Here is a 22,049-nt window from a genome sequence, read left to right on the forward strand (position 1 = left end):
TGCTTGTATTTTGGGGATGAAGATACGGATTGCTGCTGACACTCGGAAACAAGCCGCTCATCTTGTGTATGTACATTAGATTCATTAAGTTTGAAAATAACTAACAAATAGGCGACACCATGAAAGCCTTACCAATTATAATCCTGTTTATCGGGGGCAGCTCGTTTTCGGCAATAGCACAGGAGGAATACATTCCCCCTCCTTCAGAGACGCTCACCGTTGTGCCATTTTCGATGGCCGCAGAAAGTGTAATACTCCTAAAAGCTATTTTGGTGGGTTATCCGGATACGCTTACCTTCATCCTGGATACCGGGAGTAGTGGCATCTCGTTGGATTCGACCACAGCCAGTCGGTTGGAGTTGGTCCCTGAAGCATCGGATATCAATATCCGGGGCATAGCCGGTGTTCGGAAAGCTCAGTTTTTATACAATAAAAGACTGAAACTAAACGAACTCATCGTCGATAGCCTCGATTTCCATATCAACGATTACGAATTTCTTTCTTATGTCTACGGAACCCGGATAGATGGGGTGATTGGCTATTCATTGTTTAGCCGGTATATCTTAAAGATCGATTACGATGTCCGCGAGCTAGCAATCTGCTCCCAGGGGCCTATTAAATATCCGCGCGGTGGTTATTTGCTAAGGCCATTTATTCGCACATTGCCGGTACAATCGGCACGCGTGCGCGATCACCGTAAAGTGACGTCGCGTTTTCTTTTTGATATCGGGGCGGGCTTATCGCTGGTATTATCGCAAGAATTCGAGCAGGATAGCGCCGTCGTTCGCAAAAAGCGCAAGCGTTTTCCGGTGGAAGCGCATGGCGTGGGTGGGAAATTGGCCATGGAAATGACCATGGTACGGGATTTTCGACTAGGTCCTTATCGTTTTCGGAAAGTGCCTACCATGGTGTTTGAGGACGCATTCAACGTCACCTCTTATCCTTATTTAGGCGGACTCATCGGCAATCAGATTCTCAAGCGTTTTAATGTGATCTTCAATTATCGGCAGCGGGAAATTTACCTGAAACCGAATACGTTGTATAGGGAACCGTTTGAATATTCATATTCCGGCATGGAGTTGTATTACATCGATGGAACGATTGTCATCGGCTCTATTGTCAAGGACTCCCCCGCAGCTATTGCCGGTCTCAAGGTAGGAGACATTGTATTAGCAATGGATAATGATACCAGTCAGGATTTCACACAATATAAAAAAGCATTGATGACAGCGCGGAAGTGGTTGCGATTAATTGTCCGGCGTGAAAATGAATTGATGGAGGTGCGTATCCGGATGCAGAGTTTGCTATAGTTTGGCCCGATGTATGCTATCCTGCTATATTAGCTTACCAAATGCATTGCTGTGCGAAAATTGGATATTAGCAAACAAGAAAAGGAAACCTTGGATGAAGCCATCCGCTATTGGCAAGAACAGGATTTGATCGATGAAAGACTGGCCGAGCAATTAGGCAAATCTTATGAAGTAAAAGGCTTTGATTGGAAACGGCTTGCCCAGTATGCGTTTTGGATAGCGCTTTCCTGTGTGGTGCTGGCGTTTCTATCGCTATTTGCCGATGAAATGGTTCTTAGGTGGATTGAGCGGCTCTACGAGACGCCGGACACCATCATCTGTGTTTTTTGCCTCGTACTGGCCATTGTGTTCTATTTCTGGGGATTTATTAATAAACGGAAATATCCCAACAAAACGTTCAGCAATGAAGCGTTGATGGCGCTTGGCGTATTAGCGACTGCCACATTCATAGGCTATCTCGGCAAAATCATCGATAAGGGATCGGGGCATTTCTCTTTGCTTTTTCTGGCTTCCGTAGTCATCTATGGTATATTGTCCGTTAAGCTATCGTCTAAGTTGATTTGGGTGTTCACGCTGGTTAGCTTTGGTATCTGGTTTGCTACCGAGACCGCCTATCACAGCAATTGGGGGTTTCGTTTTTGGGGAATGAATTACCCGCTACGGTTTACCCTGTTCGGTGCATTGCTCACGGGATTTGCTGTATTTTGGCAACCCCGCATTAAGCCAATCGAGCCTTTTCGGCAGATTAGTTATGTCATCGGGCTTACGTATTTGATGGTTGCCTTATGGTTGTTATCCATCTTTGGCAACTATAGCGATATGGACAAATGGTCGCAAGTGCGACAGTGGCATATCTTCTATTGGGGGCTATTGTCCTCGGCCGTGTCGTTGGGGCTGGCTTGGTACGGGTTGAAGCGCCATGACCATATAGCCCGTGAATTTGGTATTGTTTTCCTTATTATCAATATGTATACGCGGTTTTTTGAGTACTTATGGGATAGCATCAATCGGGCTGTCTTTTTTCTTTTACTGGCTGCTTCTTTCTGGTATATCGGCCGCTGGGCAGAGCGGATATGGAATGGCGAAGGAAATAAGAAAGCCCGATAAGCATTGCTTATACACAATGCTTATCGGGCTTTCTGTTTAGAAACTATGTTATTTATTGCTTTACGAATTGCAGGCTTGCTTGCAGCTTTACCTCATCGCTGACAACCACTGCACCGGCTTCCGTAACAGCGCTCCAGGTAAGGCCAAATTCCTTGCGGCTGATTTTTCCTGATACCTCAAACCCGGCCTTGAAATTGCCATATGGATCGGTCACCGTACCGCCAAATTCCACGTTAAACGCTATGGGTTTGGTGGTATCACCCACGGTCAGGTTGCCCTGAAGCACAAACTCGTTGTCGCTTTTTGCTTCAATAGCAGTTGATGAGAACGTGATCTGAGGATATTGGGCAGCATTGAAGAAATCAGCTGATTTCAAGTGCTCATCACGTTGTGCCTGATTGGTGTCGATACTGAAGGTATCGATGGTGAAGTCCACTTTTCCGGTAGTGAAATCCGATTCGTCTTCGGTTACAATTGTTCCGTCAAATGAACGGAAATAACCGGTTACGGTGGTAATAACCAAATGTTTTACCTTGAATGCTACCTCGGAGTGGGTAGGATCTAATTTCCATGTCGTTGCCATAATTTTGTCTTGCTTATTAATGTTTTTATAATGCAAAAATACACATCAATGTTTGAACATATATTGAAATAGATTAACTTTTTTGTAAAGCTATGGTCTTATTGAATCGCGATGCTATAGGTGATGGCTACACCACCTGCGGCAAGCATATCGTGTACCGAGCAATATTTCTTGACGGCCAATTCAGCGGCCTTTTCGGCTTTAGCAAGGTCGATATCGCCTTTGAGGTAAAATGAAATGTGAATCGACGTAAAGATATTGGGAATTTCCGTTCTTCGCTGGCCTTCTACATCGATATTCAGTTCGTCGATTTGTTGGCGTTGCTTTTTGAGAATATTGACCAGGTCCAGCGCGCTGCAAGACCCAAGGGCCATAAGCACCAATTCCATGGGACGTGCGCCTAAGCCTTCGCCACCGATATCCGGGGAGCCATCGATGTGTATTTTTGCATCGGTGGTGTCGCTGGTGCCTTCAAAATGCACGGCGTCATTGACTCTATTTAAGGATATTTTCATGTTTTAGCTAACTATTGTCCAATGCTTGTGTGAGATCCGCTATGATGTCGGCAATATCTTCCAAACCCACAGATATCCGTATACTGCCGGGCTGTATACCCAATTGTTGCCGTTCATCTTCCGTCAATTTGGAATGGGTGGTAGATGCCGGATGTGTGGCTATACTACGCGAATCGCCCAAATTGGACGTGATGCGTATCATATTGAGTGTATCAAGGAACCGCTTAGCGCGTTCAAAACCACCTTTGATGACAAAAGTGACAATGCCCCCGCCACCTTTCATCTGTTTCTTGGCCAATGCATATTGCGGATGGGATGGGAGATACGGATAGCGTACGGCGGCTACCTCGGGATGAGCTTCCAGTGCTTCGGCTACCTGCAAGGCATTGCTGCAATGGCGGTCCATCCGGAGGCCCAATGTTTCTAAACTCTTAGACAGCACCCAAGCATTGAATGGCGACAGGGATGGTCCGGTATTCCGGATGAAGAACATCAGTTCGTCAATTAACACCTTCTTGCCTACCACCACACCGCCCAACACGCGGCCCTGGCCATCCATGTATTTAGTGGCGGAATGGCTGACAAGGTCAAATCCATACTGAAGGGGCTTCTGAAGGTAGGGGGTAGCAAAACAATTGTCTACATTGAGGATAATATGGGGATATTTTTCTTTGAATTTGCCCAGCCATTCCAAATCGACAAGTTCCAAACCGGGGTTGGATGGGGTTTCCAGGAAAATCATCCGTGTATTGGGTTGGATGGCTTTTTCCCAATCTTCCGGCTTAGCAGCATCGACATAGGTTGTGGTAATGCCCCAGCGGGGGAAAAGCTTAGTGAAAAGCTGATGGGTAGACCCGAATATTGCACGGCAGGAAACAATATGATCGCCGCTTTTGAGTAGTGCGGCAAACGAGGCAAAGACCGCAGCCATTCCTGAAGAAAAAGCCAGCCCTGCCTCTGCACCTTCCATGGCGCACACTTTATTGATAAACTCCGTGGTATTGGGGTTGGAATAGCGTGAATAGACATTGCCTTCTTCTTCTTCGGCAAATATTGCGCGGCCTTGTTCGGCGCTGTCGAAGATAAAGCTGGAAGTAAGATAAAGCGGTACGGCATGTTCGCGATAAGAAGAGCGATTGGCTTGCTCCCGAATGGCTTTTGTTTGTTCGTTCATGTTCAATTTTAGTCGCACAAACTTAGCCAAAGTTACGGGGATATGCAAGTCGGCATCGTTTGGGATCGGCTTCGGAGGTTGATGGCGATTCGAAGCCGACTCCAGCGTTATGCACATCGTTACTTGGGTGTTAATAGCCCTTCCGTTCCCGCATTTGGTGGTCCAATGAATAAGGGCCTGATCCCACAACAAAGAAAACGAGCAGCAGCGCCAATACCACGATGGAGATCCATAGCTCGGAATTGAGGAAAGAAAGTCCTTGGGTGACATTGACGAAAAATACGGCACCAAATAGAATAGGTAGCTGGAAACCAATTGCTACACGGGTAAGCAGCCCGATTGCAATGAGTATACCGCCCACCAAATGCGAAAAAGCCACGTAATGCACAGCTCCCCACGTGTAAATCTGGATATGTGTCTCCTCGATCAGCCGTCTTAAGGATTCGGTATTGGCGAGGAATGTCACGCCTTTGAGAAAAATAATAATGCCCAGGGCAATGCGAAGTACATCCAGCCATCGAGGGTGATGGGCGTCACCCCAATGTTCAATTCTTTCGATAACGTTCATAAAATGACCTCCTTTCTAAGGTAAAACTGGTCTGAGAACAACAAAAAAGCCCGTCCTTTGTTTGAAGGGCGGGCCACTAAATCATAAGAAAAAACGTCTGTCTTTTGGAAACGTTTTATTTTTGGATATACATCACTTCTTTTACTGCTTTGACTACACGGGCAACGCTGGGTAGGGCAGCCTGCAGCAGCGTGGGAGCATAAGGCAACGGTACATCAGCCGATGTGATACGTACTACCGGGGCATCCAAATAGTCAAAGGCCTCGCGTTGTACTTTGTATGCAATTTCAGAAGATATGGACGCCAACGGCCATGCCTCTTCCACGATGACCAAGCGGTTGGTCTTTTTTACGGAATTGATAATCGCGCCATAGTCGATAGGACGCACTGTACGTAGGTTAATGAGATCGACATCAATATTTTCCTTAGCCAGCTCTTCTACTGCCGGCTCCACTATGCGGGGCAGCATTTTTCCAAACGTCACGATGGTGACATCATTCCCTTCTTTGACGGTGTGGGCCTTGCCCAACTCCAGGTAATACTCTTCTTCCGGCACTTCTCCTTTATCGCCGTACATCACCTCAGATTCCATGAATATGACTGGATCGGGGTCTAGAATAGCTTGTTTCAACAACCCTTTTGCATCATAAGGGTTGGCAGGTACCACAACCTTCAATCCCGGGGTATTGGCATACCAATTTTCGAAATTTTGGGAGTGTTGGGCAGCCAGTTGGCCGGCATTTCCTGTAGGTCCACGGAATACCATGGGAATGGGAAACTGGCCGCCGCTCATGGAATACATTTTAGCAGCTGAATTGATGACCTGATCAATGGCAACTAATGAAAAGTTAAACGTCATGAACTCAATGATGGGCTTAAGGCCATTCATGGCGGCGCCGATACCAATGCCCGCAAAACCAAGCTCTGCAATAGGGGTATCGATGATTCGTTTCGGGCCGAACTCCTCCAACATCCCTTGGCTTACTTTATATGCTCCGTTGTATTCAGCCACTTCCTCACCCATCAAAAAGATCGTTGAGTCTTTGCGCATTTCTTCGCTCATTGCCTCGCGAAGCGCTTCTCTGAATTGTATTTCTCTCATCAGTTGTATATCGTGTCAAAAAATTTTCTAGCACGCAAACCTACTACAAATAATTGATATTTTTTGCCCTTGGCTTGTCAAAATTTTGTGCATTAGCGATTGATGGAATGGACAAATGCCGTCAGCCACCGGTTCAGGTTTTCAATGGCCAGCGGGATTTGCCAACTTGCTTTGTTGCGGCGCTCCACGTAGTTTGAAATGGCCCTTATTTGCATGGCCGGTAGCCCAGCTTGATGGGCGGCATAAAAAACAGCGGCGCCTTCCATGCTTTCGACGGTTGGATTTAGCCGTTGGATGATGCCGTCAATGGTGCGTTCATGGCCATGCACCGTGTTGACGGTGATGCCGCAGCATTGGCGCAATCCTTGGAACACTGGATAACTCGGGATCAAGGCCCCTTGGAAGGTATGTTTGGCCAAGCCCAGGGCAACGCTGTCCATAAATTGCTCGCCATCTTCGGCTCCCAGTTCGGCCAAGGTATCCTGGTATACGTATACCACTTCACCCAGTGCGATGGCACGGTCGAAACTTCCTGCGATACCTACATTGAGTAATAAGTCATAGTTGGCCGTAACCAGTTTTTGCCCCAACGCAAAAGCTGTGGCCACCATGCCCACGCCCGTGACCAATACATCGATCCCGCTCCGCTGCTCGTCGGGCGATTGGATGAAGGGCAGGATCTCTCCTTCGGTGGCAGCTATGATCAATACCTTCATTTGCTTTTGCAGACGAATGTACGCAAAAGCAATGGAATTACTACTTTTGTTGACCATGGCTTATCTGAGGTTGCTTTTATTGCCGTTTTCGGTGTTGTATGGTCTGGTTATCTGGCTTCGCAATCGATGCTACGATTGGGGATGGGTTAAAAGTGTTGGGTTTGACAAACCGGTCATCGTGGTTGGCAACCTCGCTGTGGGCGGCACGGGCAAAAGTCCCATGACGGAGTACTTGGTAAGACTGCTAAGCAGGCATTATCAGGTAGCCATCCTAAGCCGAGGCTATGGGCGGAAGACGAATGGATTTTTGGAAGTAGCCCTTGATGGTACGGCTGAGCAATATGGCGACGAACCGCTTCAATTTAAACGCAAGTTTCCCCATGTTACCGTGGCGGTAGACGAAAACCGCGTCCATGGTGCTCGGCTGTTGTTTCGGGGCAGCCATGAGGCGATCGTGCTGGATGACGCCTATCAACATCGGGCATTGCGGCCGGGATTCGCTATCCTGCTTTTTGACTACCGGTCTATGAGCCAGTCCAAATGGTTGCTTCCCGTGGGCAATTACCGCGATAGTTTTCGGGAACGCCGACGTGCCGACATCATGGTCGTCACTAAGATGCCTTCTACGGCGACGGAAGCAGAAAAGTGTCGGATCCGCCGTTCCCTTACCACGACCCGGCAAATACCCGTGCTATTTTCGAGTATTGGCTACGGGCCGCTGGTTCCGTTGTTGCCGGATAAGCATTCAGGGGAAGCGACGCTTAGCAGTGAACACACCATCCTACTTGTGACGGGCATTGCCAATCCTGCACCACTGTACGATTATCTCAACGCGCAAGTACGGGATGTCGTACAGCTCCGTTATCCAGATCATTATCCTTATACACTAGCAACTATGCAAACAATAATGACTCGGTTCGGTAAAATCGGCAACCCATCCAAATTAATCGTCACAACCGAAAAAGATGCCCAGAGGCTGTTGATGCCCACGTTTTCTACAAGGTTAGCCGATTTGCCGATATATGTGGTGCCGATCCATGCGCAATTTGACGAGCCGGATGAAAGTATCCTCCAACAGTTGGTATTGCGTTATTGTGCCAATACTTCGGGAGGCAATTCGGTTTAAATCGTTAGTTTTGGAAATGGTTAAGAAAAATCCTGAAGCACCCGTACAGGTGTTGCTCCGAGCTATTCAAATGCACCATGTGTTGGCAGCGCAGGAGGCGCAAGTGATTGCTTCCTATTTTAAGCAGGCATCTTTCAGCCGGAAATCTTCTTTATTGCAGGCCGGAGAGACAGCCCATCGTCTGTATTTCGTGGTAAGCGGCATCCTGCATATGTATTATGCAGACGAACGGGGACAACAACATTCCTGCAATTTTTTTATGCCAGGCGAGTTAGCTACCGATTTGGAAAGTTTTTCCAAGCAAATACCTGCGAGCAATACCATCGAAGCATTGGCCAATGCCGAGTGCCTCAGCATTTCTTGCAAAGAAACCGTATCACTCATGCAAGAGTCTCCGGCATTCAATAAGTATGTGATGGATGTAGTAGAGGCTATTGCGATGCAAAATATCAATCGGACGAAAGATTTGCTTAGCCTTCAGCCAGAATCCCGTTATCAAAAATTGATGGCTACACGTCCCGACATTGTCCGCACAGTGCCGCAAAAATATATTGCCCGGTTTTTGGGCATTAGTCCGGAGAGCCTTAGCCGCATTCGCAGCCGGATGGCTACATCGCAAACATCCTATTGAATTTCTTGACGTTCGTCAATCTTTTTGCGAGTTATTCTTGTCAGTTTTGTCCTAGCAAAAACAGGACGACTATGCATACAATATTAGGGGCTGGGGGAGCCATAGGTGCTCCATTGGCCAAGAGCTTGAAAGAAAACCATGGTAAGCGGGTACGCATCGTAGGGCGCAAGCCCGAAAAAGTAAATCCCGATGATGAATTGTTTGTCGCTGATCTATTGGATGCAGGGGCAGTACACCGTGCTGTAGCGGGATCGGCTGTAGCCTATTTGTGTGTAGGCCTACCTTATAAGGCCAAATTATGGAAGCGGGAATGGCCGCGCTTGATGCGGCATGTGATTGATGCCTGCAAGGCACATGGTACCAGATTAGTTTTTGTAGATAATGTATACCTATATGCGCCGGAGGCGCTGTCCCACATGACTGAGCGGTCGGCCATCGGCCCGGTAAGCAAAAAAGGCAAAATACGCAAACAAGTGGTAGATATGTTGCTGACGGCGGTAACCCAAGGTGAACTAAAGGCCCTTATCGCACGGTCGGCTGATTTTTACGGGCCGGGTATCCGCAACAGTATCTTGCTTGAGCTAGTCTACAATAATCTCAAAAAAGGAAAACCTGCGCTATGGCAATGCGATGCCGGGAAAGTGCACAGCTTTACCTATACACCGGATGCGGCGGAAGCGGTCGCTGTGTTGGGAAACCGTGACGAAGCTTACAACCGGGTGTGGCACCTACCCACGGCCAAAGATAGACTTACCGGAGCAGACTGGGTAACGCTGTTTAGCGCGCAGCTTCAGGCCAAGCCAACGTTTTTTGTCCTTAGGCGGTGGTTGCTGAAGCTGGCCGGCCTCGTTGTCCCGCTTATGCGTGAGCTGGAGGATATGAGCTACCAATATCAATACGATTATTTTTTTGACAGCAGTGATATTGAGCAAACCTTTGGACTAAAGGCAACCCCCATAACGCAGGCGATATCAGAAATTGTTGCGTTCGGACGCCGCTGATTTCCGAATAAAGGTTATTTTTGCTTGTATGAACAAAGATGACAGACCCCGCTTGGCTATTGACATGGATGAGGTGTTGGCCGATACGCACCACAAGTTTTTGACACTTTACCACCGCGATTATGGCGTAGCGATGGATATCCATCAAGAGCCGGGCAAGGAGCTGCATGAAAACCTGCCTGAAAATCTCAATGGGCAGTGGAAAATCTACATCAATGAGAAAGGCTTTTTCCGAGATATTCCGCCGATGCCGGATGCCATCGAAACGGTGAGGGCACTGCAAGAGCGGTATAACGTGTACGTGGTTTCCGCAGCCATGGAATTTAGAAACTCATTGGAGGACAAACTCGATTGGTTGGGTGATCATTTCCCTTTTATTCCTTGGACGCATATCTTATTCACCGGAGAAAAAATTGTTGCCACGGATGTCATGATTGATGATCGCATAAAAAACCTGGCCCATTTTGAGGGTCGCAAATTGCTCTTCACCTCGCCGCATAACCTGCTGATTACGGGCTATGAGCGGGTGAACAACTGGCGGGAAGTGGCTGAATTGCTGCTTTAAGGATTTGCTTTTCCTTTAGCTGATCTTTAGTTTTTTCTGAATGTCCTGCACGTATGCTTTGAACTTCTTGTCTGTTTCAATAAGATCTTCCACCGTTTGGCAGGCGTAGATGACCGTGGAATGATCCCGGCCACCGAAAAACGCACCGATGGACTTCAACGAAGTTTTTGTATGGTTCTTGGCTAAATACATCGAGATTTGGCGGGCTTGTACAATCTCACGCTTCCTGACCTTGGACTTGACCATTTCCACGGGCACCTCGAAATAATCGCACACGAGTTTCTGGATATAATCCATGGAAATCTCCTTGTGCGTATTCTTGATGAAATTCTTCAACATGGATTTGGCGAGGTTGAGGTCGATTTCCTTTTTATTCAATGTCGCTTGCGCAAGCAATGATACCATGGCTCCTTCGAGTTCGCGTACACTGTTGTCAATCTGATTGGCCACGTATTCAATCACATTATCAGGCAGCTCAATGCCATCGGTATACATTTTCTTTTTGAGAATGGCCATGCGGGTTTCCAGATCGGGTACCTGCATATCGGCCGAAAGTCCCCATTTGAAACGGCTCAATAAGCGTTCCTCCAGTCCGGCCAGATCCTTGGGCGGTTTGTCGGATGTCAGGATGATCTGTTTGCTGGATTGGTGCAGGTGATTAAATATATGGAAGAAGATATCCTGCGTGCGTTCTTTTCCGGCAAAATTGTGTACGTCATCCATAATGATGACGTCCATTGCCTGGTAAAAATTGACAAAGTCGTTGATGGTGTTGTTTTTCAAGGAATCTACGAACTGCTGGCAAAATTTTTCACAGGACACATAGATGACCAGTTTGTCAGGCAGGTTACGCTTAATTTCATTACCGATAGCCTGCGCTAAATGGGTTTTGCCGAGCCCCACGCCGCCATATATCATCAATGGATTGAAGGACGTGCCGCCCGGCTTGCTCGCCACGGCAAAGCCTGCTGACCGCGCCAAGCGGTTGCATTCGCCTTCAATGAAATTATCGAAAGAATAATGCTGGTTTAATTGGGGGTCTACCTGTAGCTTTTTAAGGCCGGGGATGACAAATGGATTTTTGATATCCTTATTAAGCGCTACAGGGATAGGGATCGATTGCTTCTTGGCTTCCGCTCCATTGCCACTGGAAGGGATATTGGTGGTATAAGGGTTACTGGTAGAAGATTTTTCTACGACGATGTTATATTCCAGTCTCCCATTTTCACCGAGGTGCTTCTTTATCGTCTTGCGCAGCAAACCCACATAATGTTCTTCAAGCCATTCATAGAAAAACAAGCTTGGCACTTGAATAGTCAAAACGTTACCTTCTAAGCGTACGGCCTTAACGGGTTCAAACCAGGTCTTATAACTTTGTGCAGGAATATTGTCTTTGATGATTTGTAGACAACTATTCCATACGCTCGTGCTCGTTTTTTCCATTCGTTAATTCTTAATAAGTTGATTTACAATAAATGACCGAAAAAATGTTGATAACTTCTCCGTGAAACGAAGATGGCAAAAAAAAAGCAGCTAAAAAATTAAAAATTAAAATATCAAGTAATGTGTTAAAAATCAATAAAATAGGTATGTTTTTTTGTAAAATTTTTCAACTGAAATATCGAGGTGAAAAATTCTTAACATTGCGGTTTGTCTACGCTCGCATGCGTTAAAGTTAAGTAAAATTAAGGCAAAGAAATAGTAAAAAATAAATAAAATTTGAACGGCCGTTTAGCACTTTTTCTAGGGAGCCACTTGCCTTTTTTTGGCGCTTAGCCAGTTGATGCTTAATACAATGATAAGTATTAACAGGCCGCCCACCTCACGGGTTTCTTCAATCCATGGTTTGTCCGCTTTCATGCTTTGTACGAGCGCCGAGGTGTGTTCGTGTTGAAACCAATAAAGCACTTCGTGCCTGAAGAACAGGAGATAGATAGCGTAGATAGCGTAAACGCCTATACCCAATAGATAGGCTTTAGTTGGGTAGCGCTTGCCAATGGCCAAGTAACATAGCCAAGCCGCGTATACATAAATTGGAATCCAAAGATAAGGATCCTCATCATTGTATTGCAGCGCCGCGCTGACCAAAAACAGGATGCAAAACAGGATATTAAAAATCTTCATAAGTCATAGGGCTATATGCCAAATGTACAAAAAATTTAGGGATTGGCGACGAATGCAAGGTGAAGGTACATGAAGGGAAATTTTTTAAAGATTTCGAAACCTTTTCTTCGCCTTGTTGTTTACTATATACAAATGTGCCGGGAGTGCTTAAGCTAATTAGGCTGAGATAATATCCCCGAACCTGATCTGGATAATGCCAGCGCAGGAAAAGCACAGGTGTACGACGAGAAGTTGTACAAAACCCTATTTTGGCTATGGCCAGAATAGGGTTTTTTGCATTCAGCTTGTCAGGCCTCTACTTCCTCATAGGTGCTCAAAGGTGGGCAAGCGCATATAAGCATTCTATCGCCTTGCGAATCATTGACGCGCCCTACGGCAGGCCAAAACTTATGCTCGCGGACAAATGGGAGCGGGAAGGCTGCCTGCGACCGCGTATAGGGCCTGTCCCATTGATCTGCACTCACCATCGCTACGGTATGAGGGGCACCCTTCAAGAGGTTGTTCGTTTTGTCTGATTGACCATTTTCAATGGCATCAATCTCATTGCGTATTGCGATAAGTGCATCGCAGAAGCGGTCCAATTCGGCTTTAGACTCCGATTCGGTAGGCTCTACCATTAGCGTACCTGCTACCGGGAACGACACCGTAGGAGCATGGAAGCCATAGTCCATGAGCCGTTTGGCGATATCACCTACTTCCACCCCTGCGGCTTTGAAGGAGCGGCAATCCAATATCAGTTCGTGTGCACAGCGGCCATTGGCTCCCGCGTATAATACGGGATAATGGTCTTCCAAACGAGCTTTGATGTAATTGGCATTGAGGATGGCATATTTCGTGGCGTTGGTAAGTCCATCACCTCCCATCATCGCGATGTAAGCATGTGATATCAACAAGATAGAAGCCGATCCCCAGGGAGCGGCGGATATGGCATGGATGCCTTGTTCACCGCTTATGGCTACTACTGCGTGGTTGGGCAGGAAGGGTGCCAAGTGCTCGGCTACACCAATAGGGCCCATCCCGGGGCCTCCCCCGCCATGCGGGATGCAGAAAGTCTTATGCAAGTTGAGGTGGCATACGTCTGCGCCAATGAGGCCGGGGCTGGTCAATCCTACCTGTGCATTCATGTTGGCCCCGTCCATGTATACCTGTCCACCGTATTGGTGGATAATTGCGCATATTTCAATGATGGGCTCTTCGAAAACACCGTGTGTAGACGGGTAGGTTACCATCAGTGCCGAAAGGTTGGCGGCATATTGCTCCGCCTTGGCACGAAGGTCGGCTACATCGATGTTGCCTCGTTCATCACACCGTACGACGACTACCTTCAAGCCAGCCATGCTAGCTGACGCCGGGTTGGTGCCGTGTGCGGATGATGGGATGAGTACCACGTCACGGTGGGTATCCCCACGGCTCTCATGGTAAGCACGAATGACCATAAGCCCGGCGTATTCACCCTGTGCTCCCGAATTGGGCTGGAAACTTACCTTGGCAAAGCCCGTAATCTCACAGAGCCACTGGTTGAGTTCGTTGATGACCTGCATGTAACCGCCGGTTTGGTCGGCGGGGGCAAAGGGGTGTAGGCCACCGAATGCAGACCAGGTAACGGGTACCATTTCCGTGGTGGCATTGAGCTTCATGGTGCATGAGCCCAGTGGAATCATGGAGTGGCAAAGTGAAAGGTCTTTGGCTTCCAATGATTTGATATAGCGAAGCATTTCATGCTCGGAGTGGTAGCTATTGAATACCGGATGGGTGAGGTATGCAGAGGTGCGGCGCAAGGCCACCGGTATGGCTGGAGCGATCGTGGAAGCTGGTCCCGCTAAATCTACGTCGTTGAGGGTTTTACCCTTCAGCTTGGCAAAGCTACGAACCAGCGTTTCGATGTCCTCGTAGGTGGTCGTTTCGTCGATGGAGATGCTGGCGATGGTATCTTGGTAAAGGAGGTTTACCTCGTTATTGAGCGCTTCGGCGTGCAGCGGGCCGGCGAGTTCGCCCAGTTCTATGCGCAAGGTGTCAAAATACGTTTCGTTCAATTGTACGTACCCCAGCTGTTGGAGCGCGCTATTCAATAGCCCGGCCAGGCCATGGATGCGCTCCGCGATTTGCTGTAGCCCTTTAGGGCCATGGTATGCGGCATAAAACCCGGCCATGATGGCTAAGAGTGCTTGCGCGGTACAGATATTGGAAGACGCTTTGTCGCGACGGATATGCTGTTCGCGCGTTTGTAGCGCCATGCGAAGTGCATAGTCTCCGTTGGAGTCTACCGTTACGCCGATGATCCGACCTGGGATGTTGCGTTTGTAGGCGTCCTTGGTGGCAAAATAAGCGGCATGTGGGCCACCAAACCCCATCGGGATGCCAAAGCGCTGTGTATTGCCTACAACGACATCGGCACCCCATTCACCTGGAGGAGTAAGGAGCACCAGGCTCATTAAGTCGGCCACGGCACAAATGGAAATATCCCGTGCGTGCAGGTGTTCGGCCAAGGCCGTGTAATCGGCTATCGTGCCATCGCCAGCAGGGTATTGTACGAGCACGCCGAAAATCGTATCGGCATCCGGAATGTCTTGGAGATTGCCCACGGAGAGTTCGATGCCGTAGGACAGCGCCCTTGTACGTAAGACATCGAGGGTTTGTGGAAAAATGTTTTCAGCGACGAAATAAGTCTGGGCAGCCTTGTTCTTCCGGAGCCCATATTGCATAAACATGGCCTCGGCTGCGGCAGTTGCCTCATCGAGCAGTGAGGCGTTTGCAATTTCCATCCCCGTAAGGTCAATGACCATGGTCTGAAAATTCAATAAGGCCTGTAAGCGGCCTTGTGCAATTTCTGCCTGGTAAGGCGTGTACTGCGTGTACCAACCGGGGTTTTCAAACACATTGCGTTGGATGACGCCGGGGAGGGTGACATCGTAGTATCCCTGTCCAATGTACGATTTAAAGACCTTATTCTTGTCGGCTATCGTCTTCATCCGACGCAGGTAGGCCGTTTCCGTCACTGCCGGAGGAAGCGCCAGCGGCTTCTTTGTCCGTATTTGTGCCGGTACGGTTTCATCAATCAATTGGTCAAGGCTTTGGACGCCAAGGGCGTCTAGCATGGCGGAAGTTTCATCAGCACTGGGGCCAATGTGCCGCTCTTCAAATTTTTCCTGAAAATATATCTTACTCATGGGTTGTTTCACTACCTGGGTGCAGCCATGGTGCTTGCCAGCAAGCAGACGGTAGTTTTTCGGGGGCAAAGATACGGATTTTCAATGAGTAAAAACAAAAAACCCATCGATGTTGAAGTCGATGGGTCTACATTCATTTGTTGGCCTTAGTTTATGCCAATAGTCGGACGGGCTCTTCCAGCAAGGCCTTGAGTGTCTGCAGGAAGGCGGCACCTGTAGCACCGTCTACTACACGGTGGTCACAGGTCAATGTCACTTTCATGATATTACCCGGTACGATTTGCCCATTTTTCACAACGGGCACTTGGTCAATGCCACCGATAGCCAGGATGCAGGAATCCGGAGCGTTGATAATGGCCGTAAACTCATCGATACCGAACATGCCCAAGTTGGATACGGTAAAAGTGGATCCTTCCCAATCAGCAGGCTGCAATTTCTTTGCTTTTGCACGCTGGGCAAACTCTTTCACTTCAGCAGAAATATGTGAGAGCGATTTGCCGTCTGCAAACCGTACGACTGGCACCAGCAACCCTTCCTCTACGGCTACAGCCACGCCGACATTGACGTGCTCGTTATACCGTATTTTATCACCTTGCCAAGAAGCATTCACGTCAGGATGTTTTTTCAACGCAACGGCAGCAGCCTTGATAACGATATCATTAAATGATACCTTCACCGGAGCCACCTCGTTGACTTTTGCCCTTGCCTCGATGGCACTATCCATGTTTATTTTGATGGTGAGGTAGAAGTGCGGAATGACAAACGTTTCGGAAAGTCGTCGGGAGATGGTTTTTCGCATCTGTGTGACGGGCTTTTCGGTATAACGCTCTTCGCCCACATATTGTGGAATGCTGATGGTAGCTGCTGGGGCTTGGGCAGCCGCTGCTTGGGTCGGTGCTGCTGCCTGCTTGGCCGATGGTGTAAACGATTCGACGTCTTTTTTGATGATCCGGCCTCCATCACCCGTACCTTTGACCTCGCCAAGGCTGATGCCCTTTTCTTTAGCGATCTGGCGGGCCAGAGGAGAGGCTTTCACACGCGAATCTGCTGATGCGTTTGCCGATCCTTCCGTGGTCACCGGTTGTTGAGCAGGTTTTGCCGCTGCTGCTTCAGGTGTTGTGGCTGCGGACTTCTCCGCTTTTGGAGATTTCCCGGATTGTTGCTTGAGCAGTGGCGTTACATCGGTGCCTTCTTTGCCTACGATGGCAATAATGTCATTCACCTTGGCAGCTTTGCCTTTTTCTACACCGACGTATAATAGGGTTCCTTCGGCATAGGCTGTTACTTCCATTGTCGCTTTGTCTGTCTCTACATCAGCGATGACGTCATCGCTTTTAATGGTGTCGCCCACTTTGAAATGCCATTCGGCGATCACGCCTTCTGTCATCGTGTCGCTTAGCAGCGGCATGGTAATGACCGTGGCACCTAAGGATTCAGCAGTTACTTCCTCGCCTTCCTCGCTCGCCTCTACGGGTGTCTCATCTGCCTTTTCTTCTTCAACGGCGGCATCGGTTTCTTTTTCTGCTTTTTCACCTTGAGTACCTTCGCCATTCAATAGCGCCTGATAGTCTTCCCCCTCTTCGCCCAACACAGCAATGACCGCATCTACGGGTACAGCTTCCCCTTCTTTCGGACCAATATATAATAATGTCCCTTCTTGGTACGATTCGAAGTCCATGGTCGCTTTATCGGTTTCCACTTCCGCTATCAAATCGCCGGAACTGACTTTGTCGCCTACTTTTTTGTGCCATTTTGCGATGACCCCTTCCGTCATGGTATCGCTCATTTTTGGCATTTTTACTACTTCAGCCATGTTATATTGCGGTTAATCCTTTACTTAAACGTTACTTAGCTACTTCTGAAATCTCAATCTAAAATAAAAGGGTAATCGTTCTGTACGTACACATCTTTGTACAGTTCCTCAACCTCAGGATAGGGGGATTCTTCAGCGAATTTGACACATTCATCAATGGTCTTTTTCACGCCGGCTTCCACCTCTGCAAACCAGTCCTCATCGGCATATTTCTTTTCAACGATGGCGGCCTTTGTGGTGATGAGCGGGTCGCGCCCTTTGTATTCTTCCAATTCTTCTTTGGTACGATACTTGGCCGGATCAGACATGGAATGGCCTTTATAGCGGTAGGTGCGCATTTCCAAAAAGGTAGGGCCTTCACCGCTGCGTGCACGTTGGACAGCTTCATCCATGGCATTATGTACAGCGATGACATCCATGCCGTCTACCGGTGCACTGGGCATGTCGAAGCCGAGGCCCATTTTATAGATATCGATCATGTTGGTGGTCCGCGCTACGGATGTGCCCATTGCATAGCCGTTGTTTTCGCAGACGAATATCACGGGCAGTTTCCACAACATAGCCATATTTAGGGCTTCATTGAACGCTCCTTGTCGCACAGCACCATCGCCCATGTAACAGATGCAGACATTATCTGTGCCGTTATATTTCTCGGCAAACGCAATGCCAGCACCAAGGGGGATTTGGCCGCCGACGATGCCGTGTCCACCCATAAATTTATGCTCCTTGCTAAAAAAGTGCATAGATCCCCCCTTACCTTTGGAGCACCCCGTCGCCTTACCGTAAAGCTCGGCCATCGCTTCGTTGGCTGATACGCCCTTGGCAATGGCATGCGCATGGTCGCGATAAGCAGTGATCATCGAATCTTCCGGACGCAGTACCGACATGGCTCCCGCTACAACAGCTTCTTGGCCGATATAAAGATGACAGAATCCCCTAATCTTTTGCTGCCCGTACAATTGTCCGGCCTTCTCTTCAAATTTACGCATGAGCAGCATAGACTTATACCACTCCAAGTAAGTCTCTTTCGTTATAGGTGTCGAACTCATTTCAAAGTTTTAAATAGCAAATTTTTGGAAGGCAAACTTAGATAAAATTGTTGTTATATGCAATTTACAGAAACCGCATATCTCATAAATATGTAAGTATTTAGATGAGATTGACCTTTTTCCGAAGGTTGGTTCTTGATATTCGTTACAATTTATTTTAACTTTATTTGTTTTTTGATTTTGACAGACCACAAATGAATTATCACAAACACTTGTTAAGCGCGAAGCGCTTTACTGCCTTAGCTGTGACTTTACTGTTTTTTTCTGCATTCGCTGCGGTCAACGATGATTTGTTTCTCATCAGTAAGAACCTGGATATTTTTTCTGCAGTATATCGGCAAATCAGCCTCAACTATGTGGACGAAACCGATCCCAATACGTTGATAAAGACAGCGGTAGATGCCATGCTGGGCGATCTTGATCCGTATACGGAATATGTGCAGGAAACCGATATTGAAGATTATCGGCTGAAATATGTGGATACACGATACGGGGGTATAGGAGCTGCCATTTTAGTGCGGGGCGGACATATTTATATCTCAGAGCTATACGCCGGGCAGCCAGCCGACCAAGCGGGTATACAGACCGGTGACGAATTGGTAAGCATTAATGGTGTACTGCTTAAAGGTAAAACCACAGCTGAAGTGAGCCATTTGTTGAGGGGGGCAGAGCATAGCAACATCCGGCTTCAGATACGGAAACCCGGGCAAGACAAACCCGAGGAACTCGCCATTACCCGTAGCGTCATACGGCAACCGAATGTAAGTCATATCGCCTTGTTGGATGGAGGGATTGGTTATATCAAACTGGATAAATTCCTCGAACAATCGGCTAATGAAGTGGAAAAGGCATTGCACGGATTGCAGCAAAAGGGAAAAATGAATGGGCTGATTATCGATTTACGCAACAACGGCGGCGGCATCTTACAGGAGGCTGTTAAGATAGTCAATCTGTTTGTGCCTGAAGGGGAGCTTGTGGTGAGCCAAAAAGGAAAGAACGCTTCTAAAACGTACAGCTATCGGACCATGGCCAAACCTGTAGCATCAGAAATTCCGTTGACGGTGCTTGTCAACGGCTATTCTGCTTCTGCAGCAGAGATTGTCGCCGGTGCATTGCAAGACTTGGACAGGGCGGTGATCGTGGGCGAACGGAGCTTTGGAAAGGGGCTAGTGCAGCAAACCTTCAATCTTCCTTATAACAATTTGGTGAAAGTCACTGTCGCGAAATACTATACCCCATCGGGAAGATGTATACAGGCGGTAGACTTTATCCATCGCGATAGTAATGGCGATTATACCCGGGTATCCGATTCGTTGATTAATGCTTTTTATACGAAAAAAGGAAGGGTGGTATACGACGGGAGTGGTATTTATCCCGATATTACGGTGGAGAAAATACCTTATAATGCTATTACGCAAACGTTGCTGAGCCGTTATTTAATTTTTGATTATGCAACGGCATTTAAGCAACAGCATCCACAAATACCCAATGCAAGCACGTATACAGTGAATGACGCCCAGTATAAAGATTTCATTCAATTTCTGGAAGGTAAAGACTATGATTATTTTACCGAAATCGAGGCACTGCTACAACAGCTGAAGATAAAGGCAGAAGTGGAAAAGAAGCCCGAAGAAATCCTTAATGAGTTAGCTTCACTGGCGCGTAAGGTGTATGTTGGCAAACAGCATGATCTGACCAACTATCAGGAAGAAATTAAGGAAGCATTGGGCAGCGAAATCGTTTCTCGGTATTACTATAAAGATGGGCGGACGACATTTTCATTGAAGTACGATGCCCAATTGCAGCGTGCCCGTTCCTTATTGATAGCGCCCACCAATGAGTATTACAGTATTCTCGCCGGTGAAGGGGAATACAAGACAATAGGAGGCCCTGAAACGCTTTTAGCCGTAGCGGAAATTAACCAATAAAAAGATCTCTCCGCATTTACTCGCCGATAGCATAATACTGGAACCCTAAATCCGGGAGCCTGTTTGCGGCGAGCAGTTTCCTTCCGTCGAAGAGGAAAGCGGGCTTCATCATGCCTTCCTTGATGCGTGGCCAGTCATAGGCTTTGAACTCGTCCCATTCGGTGAGCACGGCGACGGCGTGTGCGCTTCCGGTGGCTTCGTAGGGGTCGTTTACCACGGCCACCAGCCTGCGGTTTTCTTCCGGGCTTCGGGTGCCGAGGTAGTCCAGGTCGGCATAGACCTGCCCGGCGGACACCTTGGGGTCATAGACCACGATGCGGGCTTCCTCGCTGAGCAGGGCATCGGCCACGTAGATGGCGGCCGACTCGCGGGTATCGTTGGTGTCCTTCTTGAAGGCCCATCCCAGGAAGGCGATTTTCTTTCCGGAGACGGTGTTGTACATGGTCTGCACGATGTTGTCGGCGAATCGGCGCTTCTGGTGGTCGTTCATGGCGATGACCTGTTCCCAGTAGTGTGCCACCTCGTGCAGGCCATAGCTGCGCGCGATGTAGACCAGGTTGAGGATGTCCTTCTGGAAGCAGGAGCCGCCGAATCCGACGGAGGCCCTGAGGAACTTGCCGCCGATGCGGCTGTCGGTTCCGATGGCGCGTGCCACCTCGTCCACGTTTGCACCGGTGCGTTCGCAGAGCTCGGAGATGGCGTTGATGGACGACACGCGCTGGGCGAGGAAGGCGTTCGCGGTGAGCTTGGAAAGCTCGGAGGACCAGAGGTTGGTGGTGAGGATGCGCTCGCGGGGCACCCAGGAGGCATAGACGTCCACCAGCGCCTGCACGGCTTCGGGGTTTTCCCCGCCGATGAGCACGCGGTCGGGGTCATGGAGGTCCTGGATTGCGGTTCCCTCGGCGAGGAATTCGGGGTTGGAGAGGATATGGAAGCTGACGCCGTTTCCGGTGTTGTGCAGGATGCTCTTGAGGGCCTCGGCGGTGCGGACGGGGAGCGTTGATTTCTCCACGATAATCTTGTCGGAGTTGGCGGCGGCGGCAATCTGGCGTGCGCAGAGCTCGATGTACTTGAGGTCGGCGGCCATGCCCTTTCCCTTGCCGTAGGTCTTGGTGGGGGTGTTCACGGAGATGAAGACCATGTCGGCCTCGGCGATGGCGCCGTCCACGTCGGTGGAGAAGAAGAGGTTCCTTCCGCGTGCCTCGGTGACGACCTCGGCCAGCCCGGGTTCGTATACGGGCAGCCTGGCGGGGTCGGGGTCGTTCCAGGCGGCGATGCGTTTTTCGTTGATGTCTACGATGGTGACGGTGATGTGCGGGCATTTCTGGGCGATGACGGACATGGTGGGGCCACCGACGTATCCCGCACCGATACAGCAGATTTTAGAAATCTTCATTCGTAATTAAAAAATAAGATGATGAACGCAAATTTGTGGAGCAAATGTAATGAAACCATCATGATTTTGCAAAAGCTCACAGCAATGGATAAATCATGATAGCTTCATTGCCTTTAAAAAACAACTTATGCTAATGAAAATAATCATTTTTGAGGCAAAGTTTTGTAAGCGTTC

At 48.5% G+C, this 22,049-nt stretch carries 19 protein-coding genes and 1 riboswitch; of the genes, 7 read left to right on the plus strand and 12 right to left on the minus strand.

What is annotated here, in order from left to right; translation table 11 throughout:
* The first annotated feature begins 119 nt into the window (after positions 1–119).
* Positions 120–1,310 (plus strand): aspartyl protease family protein, encoded by a 1,191-nt coding sequence (locus BMW65_RS14940; protein WP_090606568.1) that lies wholly within the window; start codon positions 120–122, stop codon positions 1,308–1,310.
* A 51-nt stretch (positions 1,311–1,361) separates the two neighbouring features.
* Complete coding sequence (locus tag BMW65_RS14945) at positions 1,362–2,417, plus strand: DUF2157 domain-containing protein (RefSeq protein WP_090606569.1); 1,056 nt, start codon at positions 1,362–1,364, stop codon at positions 2,415–2,417.
* 52 nt (positions 2,418–2,469) lie between these two features.
* Here the strand turns inward: BMW65_RS14945 and BMW65_RS14950 are convergent, their stop codons facing one another.
* The 6 genes from BMW65_RS14950 to mqnB all read right to left on the minus strand — a co-directional run bounded on the left by BMW65_RS14950 (position 2,470) and on the right by mqnB (position 7,075).
* On the minus strand, positions 2,470–3,000 hold the full coding sequence (locus tag BMW65_RS14950) for a YceI family protein (protein ID WP_090606570.1): 531 nt from the start codon (positions 2,998–3,000) through the stop codon (positions 2,470–2,472).
* A gap of 98 nt (positions 3,001–3,098) precedes the next feature.
* Positions 3,099–3,515: an OsmC family protein gene (locus tag BMW65_RS14955; RefSeq protein WP_090606571.1), complete on the minus strand. Its 417-nt coding sequence runs from the start codon at positions 3,513–3,515 to the stop codon at positions 3,099–3,101.
* A 7-nt stretch (positions 3,516–3,522) separates the two neighbouring features.
* Positions 3,523–4,689 carry a trans-sulfuration enzyme family protein gene (locus BMW65_RS14960; protein ID WP_090606572.1) on the minus strand — a complete coding sequence of 389 codons (1,167 nt, stop codon included), beginning with the start codon at positions 4,687–4,689 and terminating at the stop codon, positions 3,523–3,525.
* Between the two features lie 130 nt (positions 4,690–4,819).
* A complete protein-coding gene (locus tag BMW65_RS14965; RefSeq protein ID WP_090606573.1) occupies positions 4,820–5,257 on the minus strand; it encodes a DoxX family protein in 438 nt (145 codons plus the stop codon).
* A gap of 115 nt (positions 5,258–5,372) precedes the next feature.
* A complete protein-coding gene (locus tag BMW65_RS14970) occupies positions 5,373–6,359 on the minus strand; it encodes a pyruvate dehydrogenase complex E1 component subunit beta (RefSeq protein ID WP_090606575.1) in 987 nt (328 codons plus the stop codon).
* A gap of 92 nt (positions 6,360–6,451) precedes the next feature.
* Entirely contained in the window at positions 6,452–7,075 is a 624-nt protein-coding gene (mqnB, locus tag BMW65_RS14975; protein WP_090606576.1) for a futalosine hydrolase, read from the minus strand.
* Between the two features lie 31 nt (positions 7,076–7,106).
* On the opposite strand from mqnB, the gene lpxK reads away from it, so the two are divergent.
* The 4 genes from lpxK (at position 7,107) to BMW65_RS14995 (ending at position 10,398) form a co-directional block, all read left to right on the plus strand.
* Complete coding sequence (gene lpxK, locus BMW65_RS14980) at positions 7,107–8,201, plus strand: tetraacyldisaccharide 4'-kinase (protein WP_177181145.1); 1,095 nt, start codon at positions 7,107–7,109, stop codon at positions 8,199–8,201.
* A 16-nt stretch (positions 8,202–8,217) separates the two neighbouring features.
* Positions 8,218–8,832 (plus strand): Crp/Fnr family transcriptional regulator, encoded by a 615-nt coding sequence (locus BMW65_RS14985; protein WP_177181146.1) that lies wholly within the window; start codon positions 8,218–8,220, stop codon positions 8,830–8,832.
* Positions 8,833–8,903: 71 nt separating this feature from the next.
* Positions 8,904–9,833, plus strand: a complete 930-nt coding sequence (locus tag BMW65_RS14990) for an NAD-dependent epimerase/dehydratase family protein (RefSeq protein WP_090606581.1) — start codon at positions 8,904–8,906, stop codon at positions 9,831–9,833.
* Positions 9,834–9,861: 28 nt separating this feature from the next.
* Complete coding sequence (locus BMW65_RS14995; RefSeq protein ID WP_245747654.1) at positions 9,862–10,398, plus strand: 5' nucleotidase, NT5C type; 537 nt, start codon at positions 9,862–9,864, stop codon at positions 10,396–10,398.
* Positions 10,399–10,413: 15 nt separating this feature from the next.
* Here BMW65_RS14995 and dnaA read toward each other — a convergent pair whose 3' ends face one another.
* The 5 genes from dnaA to pdhA all read right to left on the minus strand — a co-directional run bounded on the left by dnaA (position 10,414) and on the right by pdhA (position 18,551).
* A complete protein-coding gene (gene dnaA / locus BMW65_RS15000) occupies positions 10,414–11,841 on the minus strand; it encodes a chromosomal replication initiator protein DnaA (RefSeq protein WP_090606582.1) in 1,428 nt (475 codons plus the stop codon).
* Between the two features lie 300 nt (positions 11,842–12,141).
* Positions 12,142–12,522 (minus strand): transmembrane 220 family protein, encoded by a 381-nt coding sequence (locus BMW65_RS15005; protein ID WP_090606584.1) that lies wholly within the window; start codon positions 12,520–12,522, stop codon positions 12,142–12,144.
* A gap of 129 nt (positions 12,523–12,651) precedes the next feature.
* A riboswitch (TPP riboswitch) is annotated at positions 12,652–12,748 on the plus strand.
* Positions 12,749–12,809: 61 nt separating this feature from the next.
* On the minus strand, positions 12,810–15,689 hold the full coding sequence (gcvP, locus tag BMW65_RS15010) for an aminomethyl-transferring glycine dehydrogenase (RefSeq protein WP_090606892.1): 2,880 nt from the start codon (positions 15,687–15,689) through the stop codon (positions 12,810–12,812).
* Between the two features lie 151 nt (positions 15,690–15,840).
* Entirely contained in the window at positions 15,841–17,502 is a 1,662-nt protein-coding gene (locus BMW65_RS15015; protein ID WP_090606585.1) for a pyruvate dehydrogenase complex dihydrolipoamide acetyltransferase, read from the minus strand.
* 53 nt (positions 17,503–17,555) lie between these two features.
* Positions 17,556–18,551, minus strand: coding sequence for a pyruvate dehydrogenase (acetyl-transferring) E1 component subunit alpha (gene pdhA / locus BMW65_RS15020; protein WP_090606587.1), 996 nt, complete (start codon positions 18,549–18,551; stop codon positions 17,556–17,558).
* 194 nt (positions 18,552–18,745) lie between these two features.
* Here pdhA and BMW65_RS15025 point away from each other — a divergent pair, with 194 nt between their 5' ends.
* Positions 18,746–20,479, plus strand: a complete 1,734-nt coding sequence (locus BMW65_RS15025) for a S41 family peptidase (RefSeq protein ID WP_090606588.1) — start codon at positions 18,746–18,748, stop codon at positions 20,477–20,479.
* 16 nt (positions 20,480–20,495) lie between these two features.
* On the opposite strand, the gene BMW65_RS15030 is transcribed toward BMW65_RS15025, so the two are convergent.
* Entirely contained in the window at positions 20,496–21,875 is a 1,380-nt protein-coding gene (locus BMW65_RS15030) for a nucleotide sugar dehydrogenase (protein WP_090606590.1), read from the minus strand.
* Between the last annotated feature and the right edge of the window lie 174 nt (positions 21,876–22,049).

Origin of the sequence: Parapedobacter koreensis (assembly GCF_900109365.1) — a bacterium.
Taxonomy (GTDB): Bacteria; Bacteroidota; Bacteroidia; order Sphingobacteriales; family Sphingobacteriaceae; genus Parapedobacter; species Parapedobacter koreensis.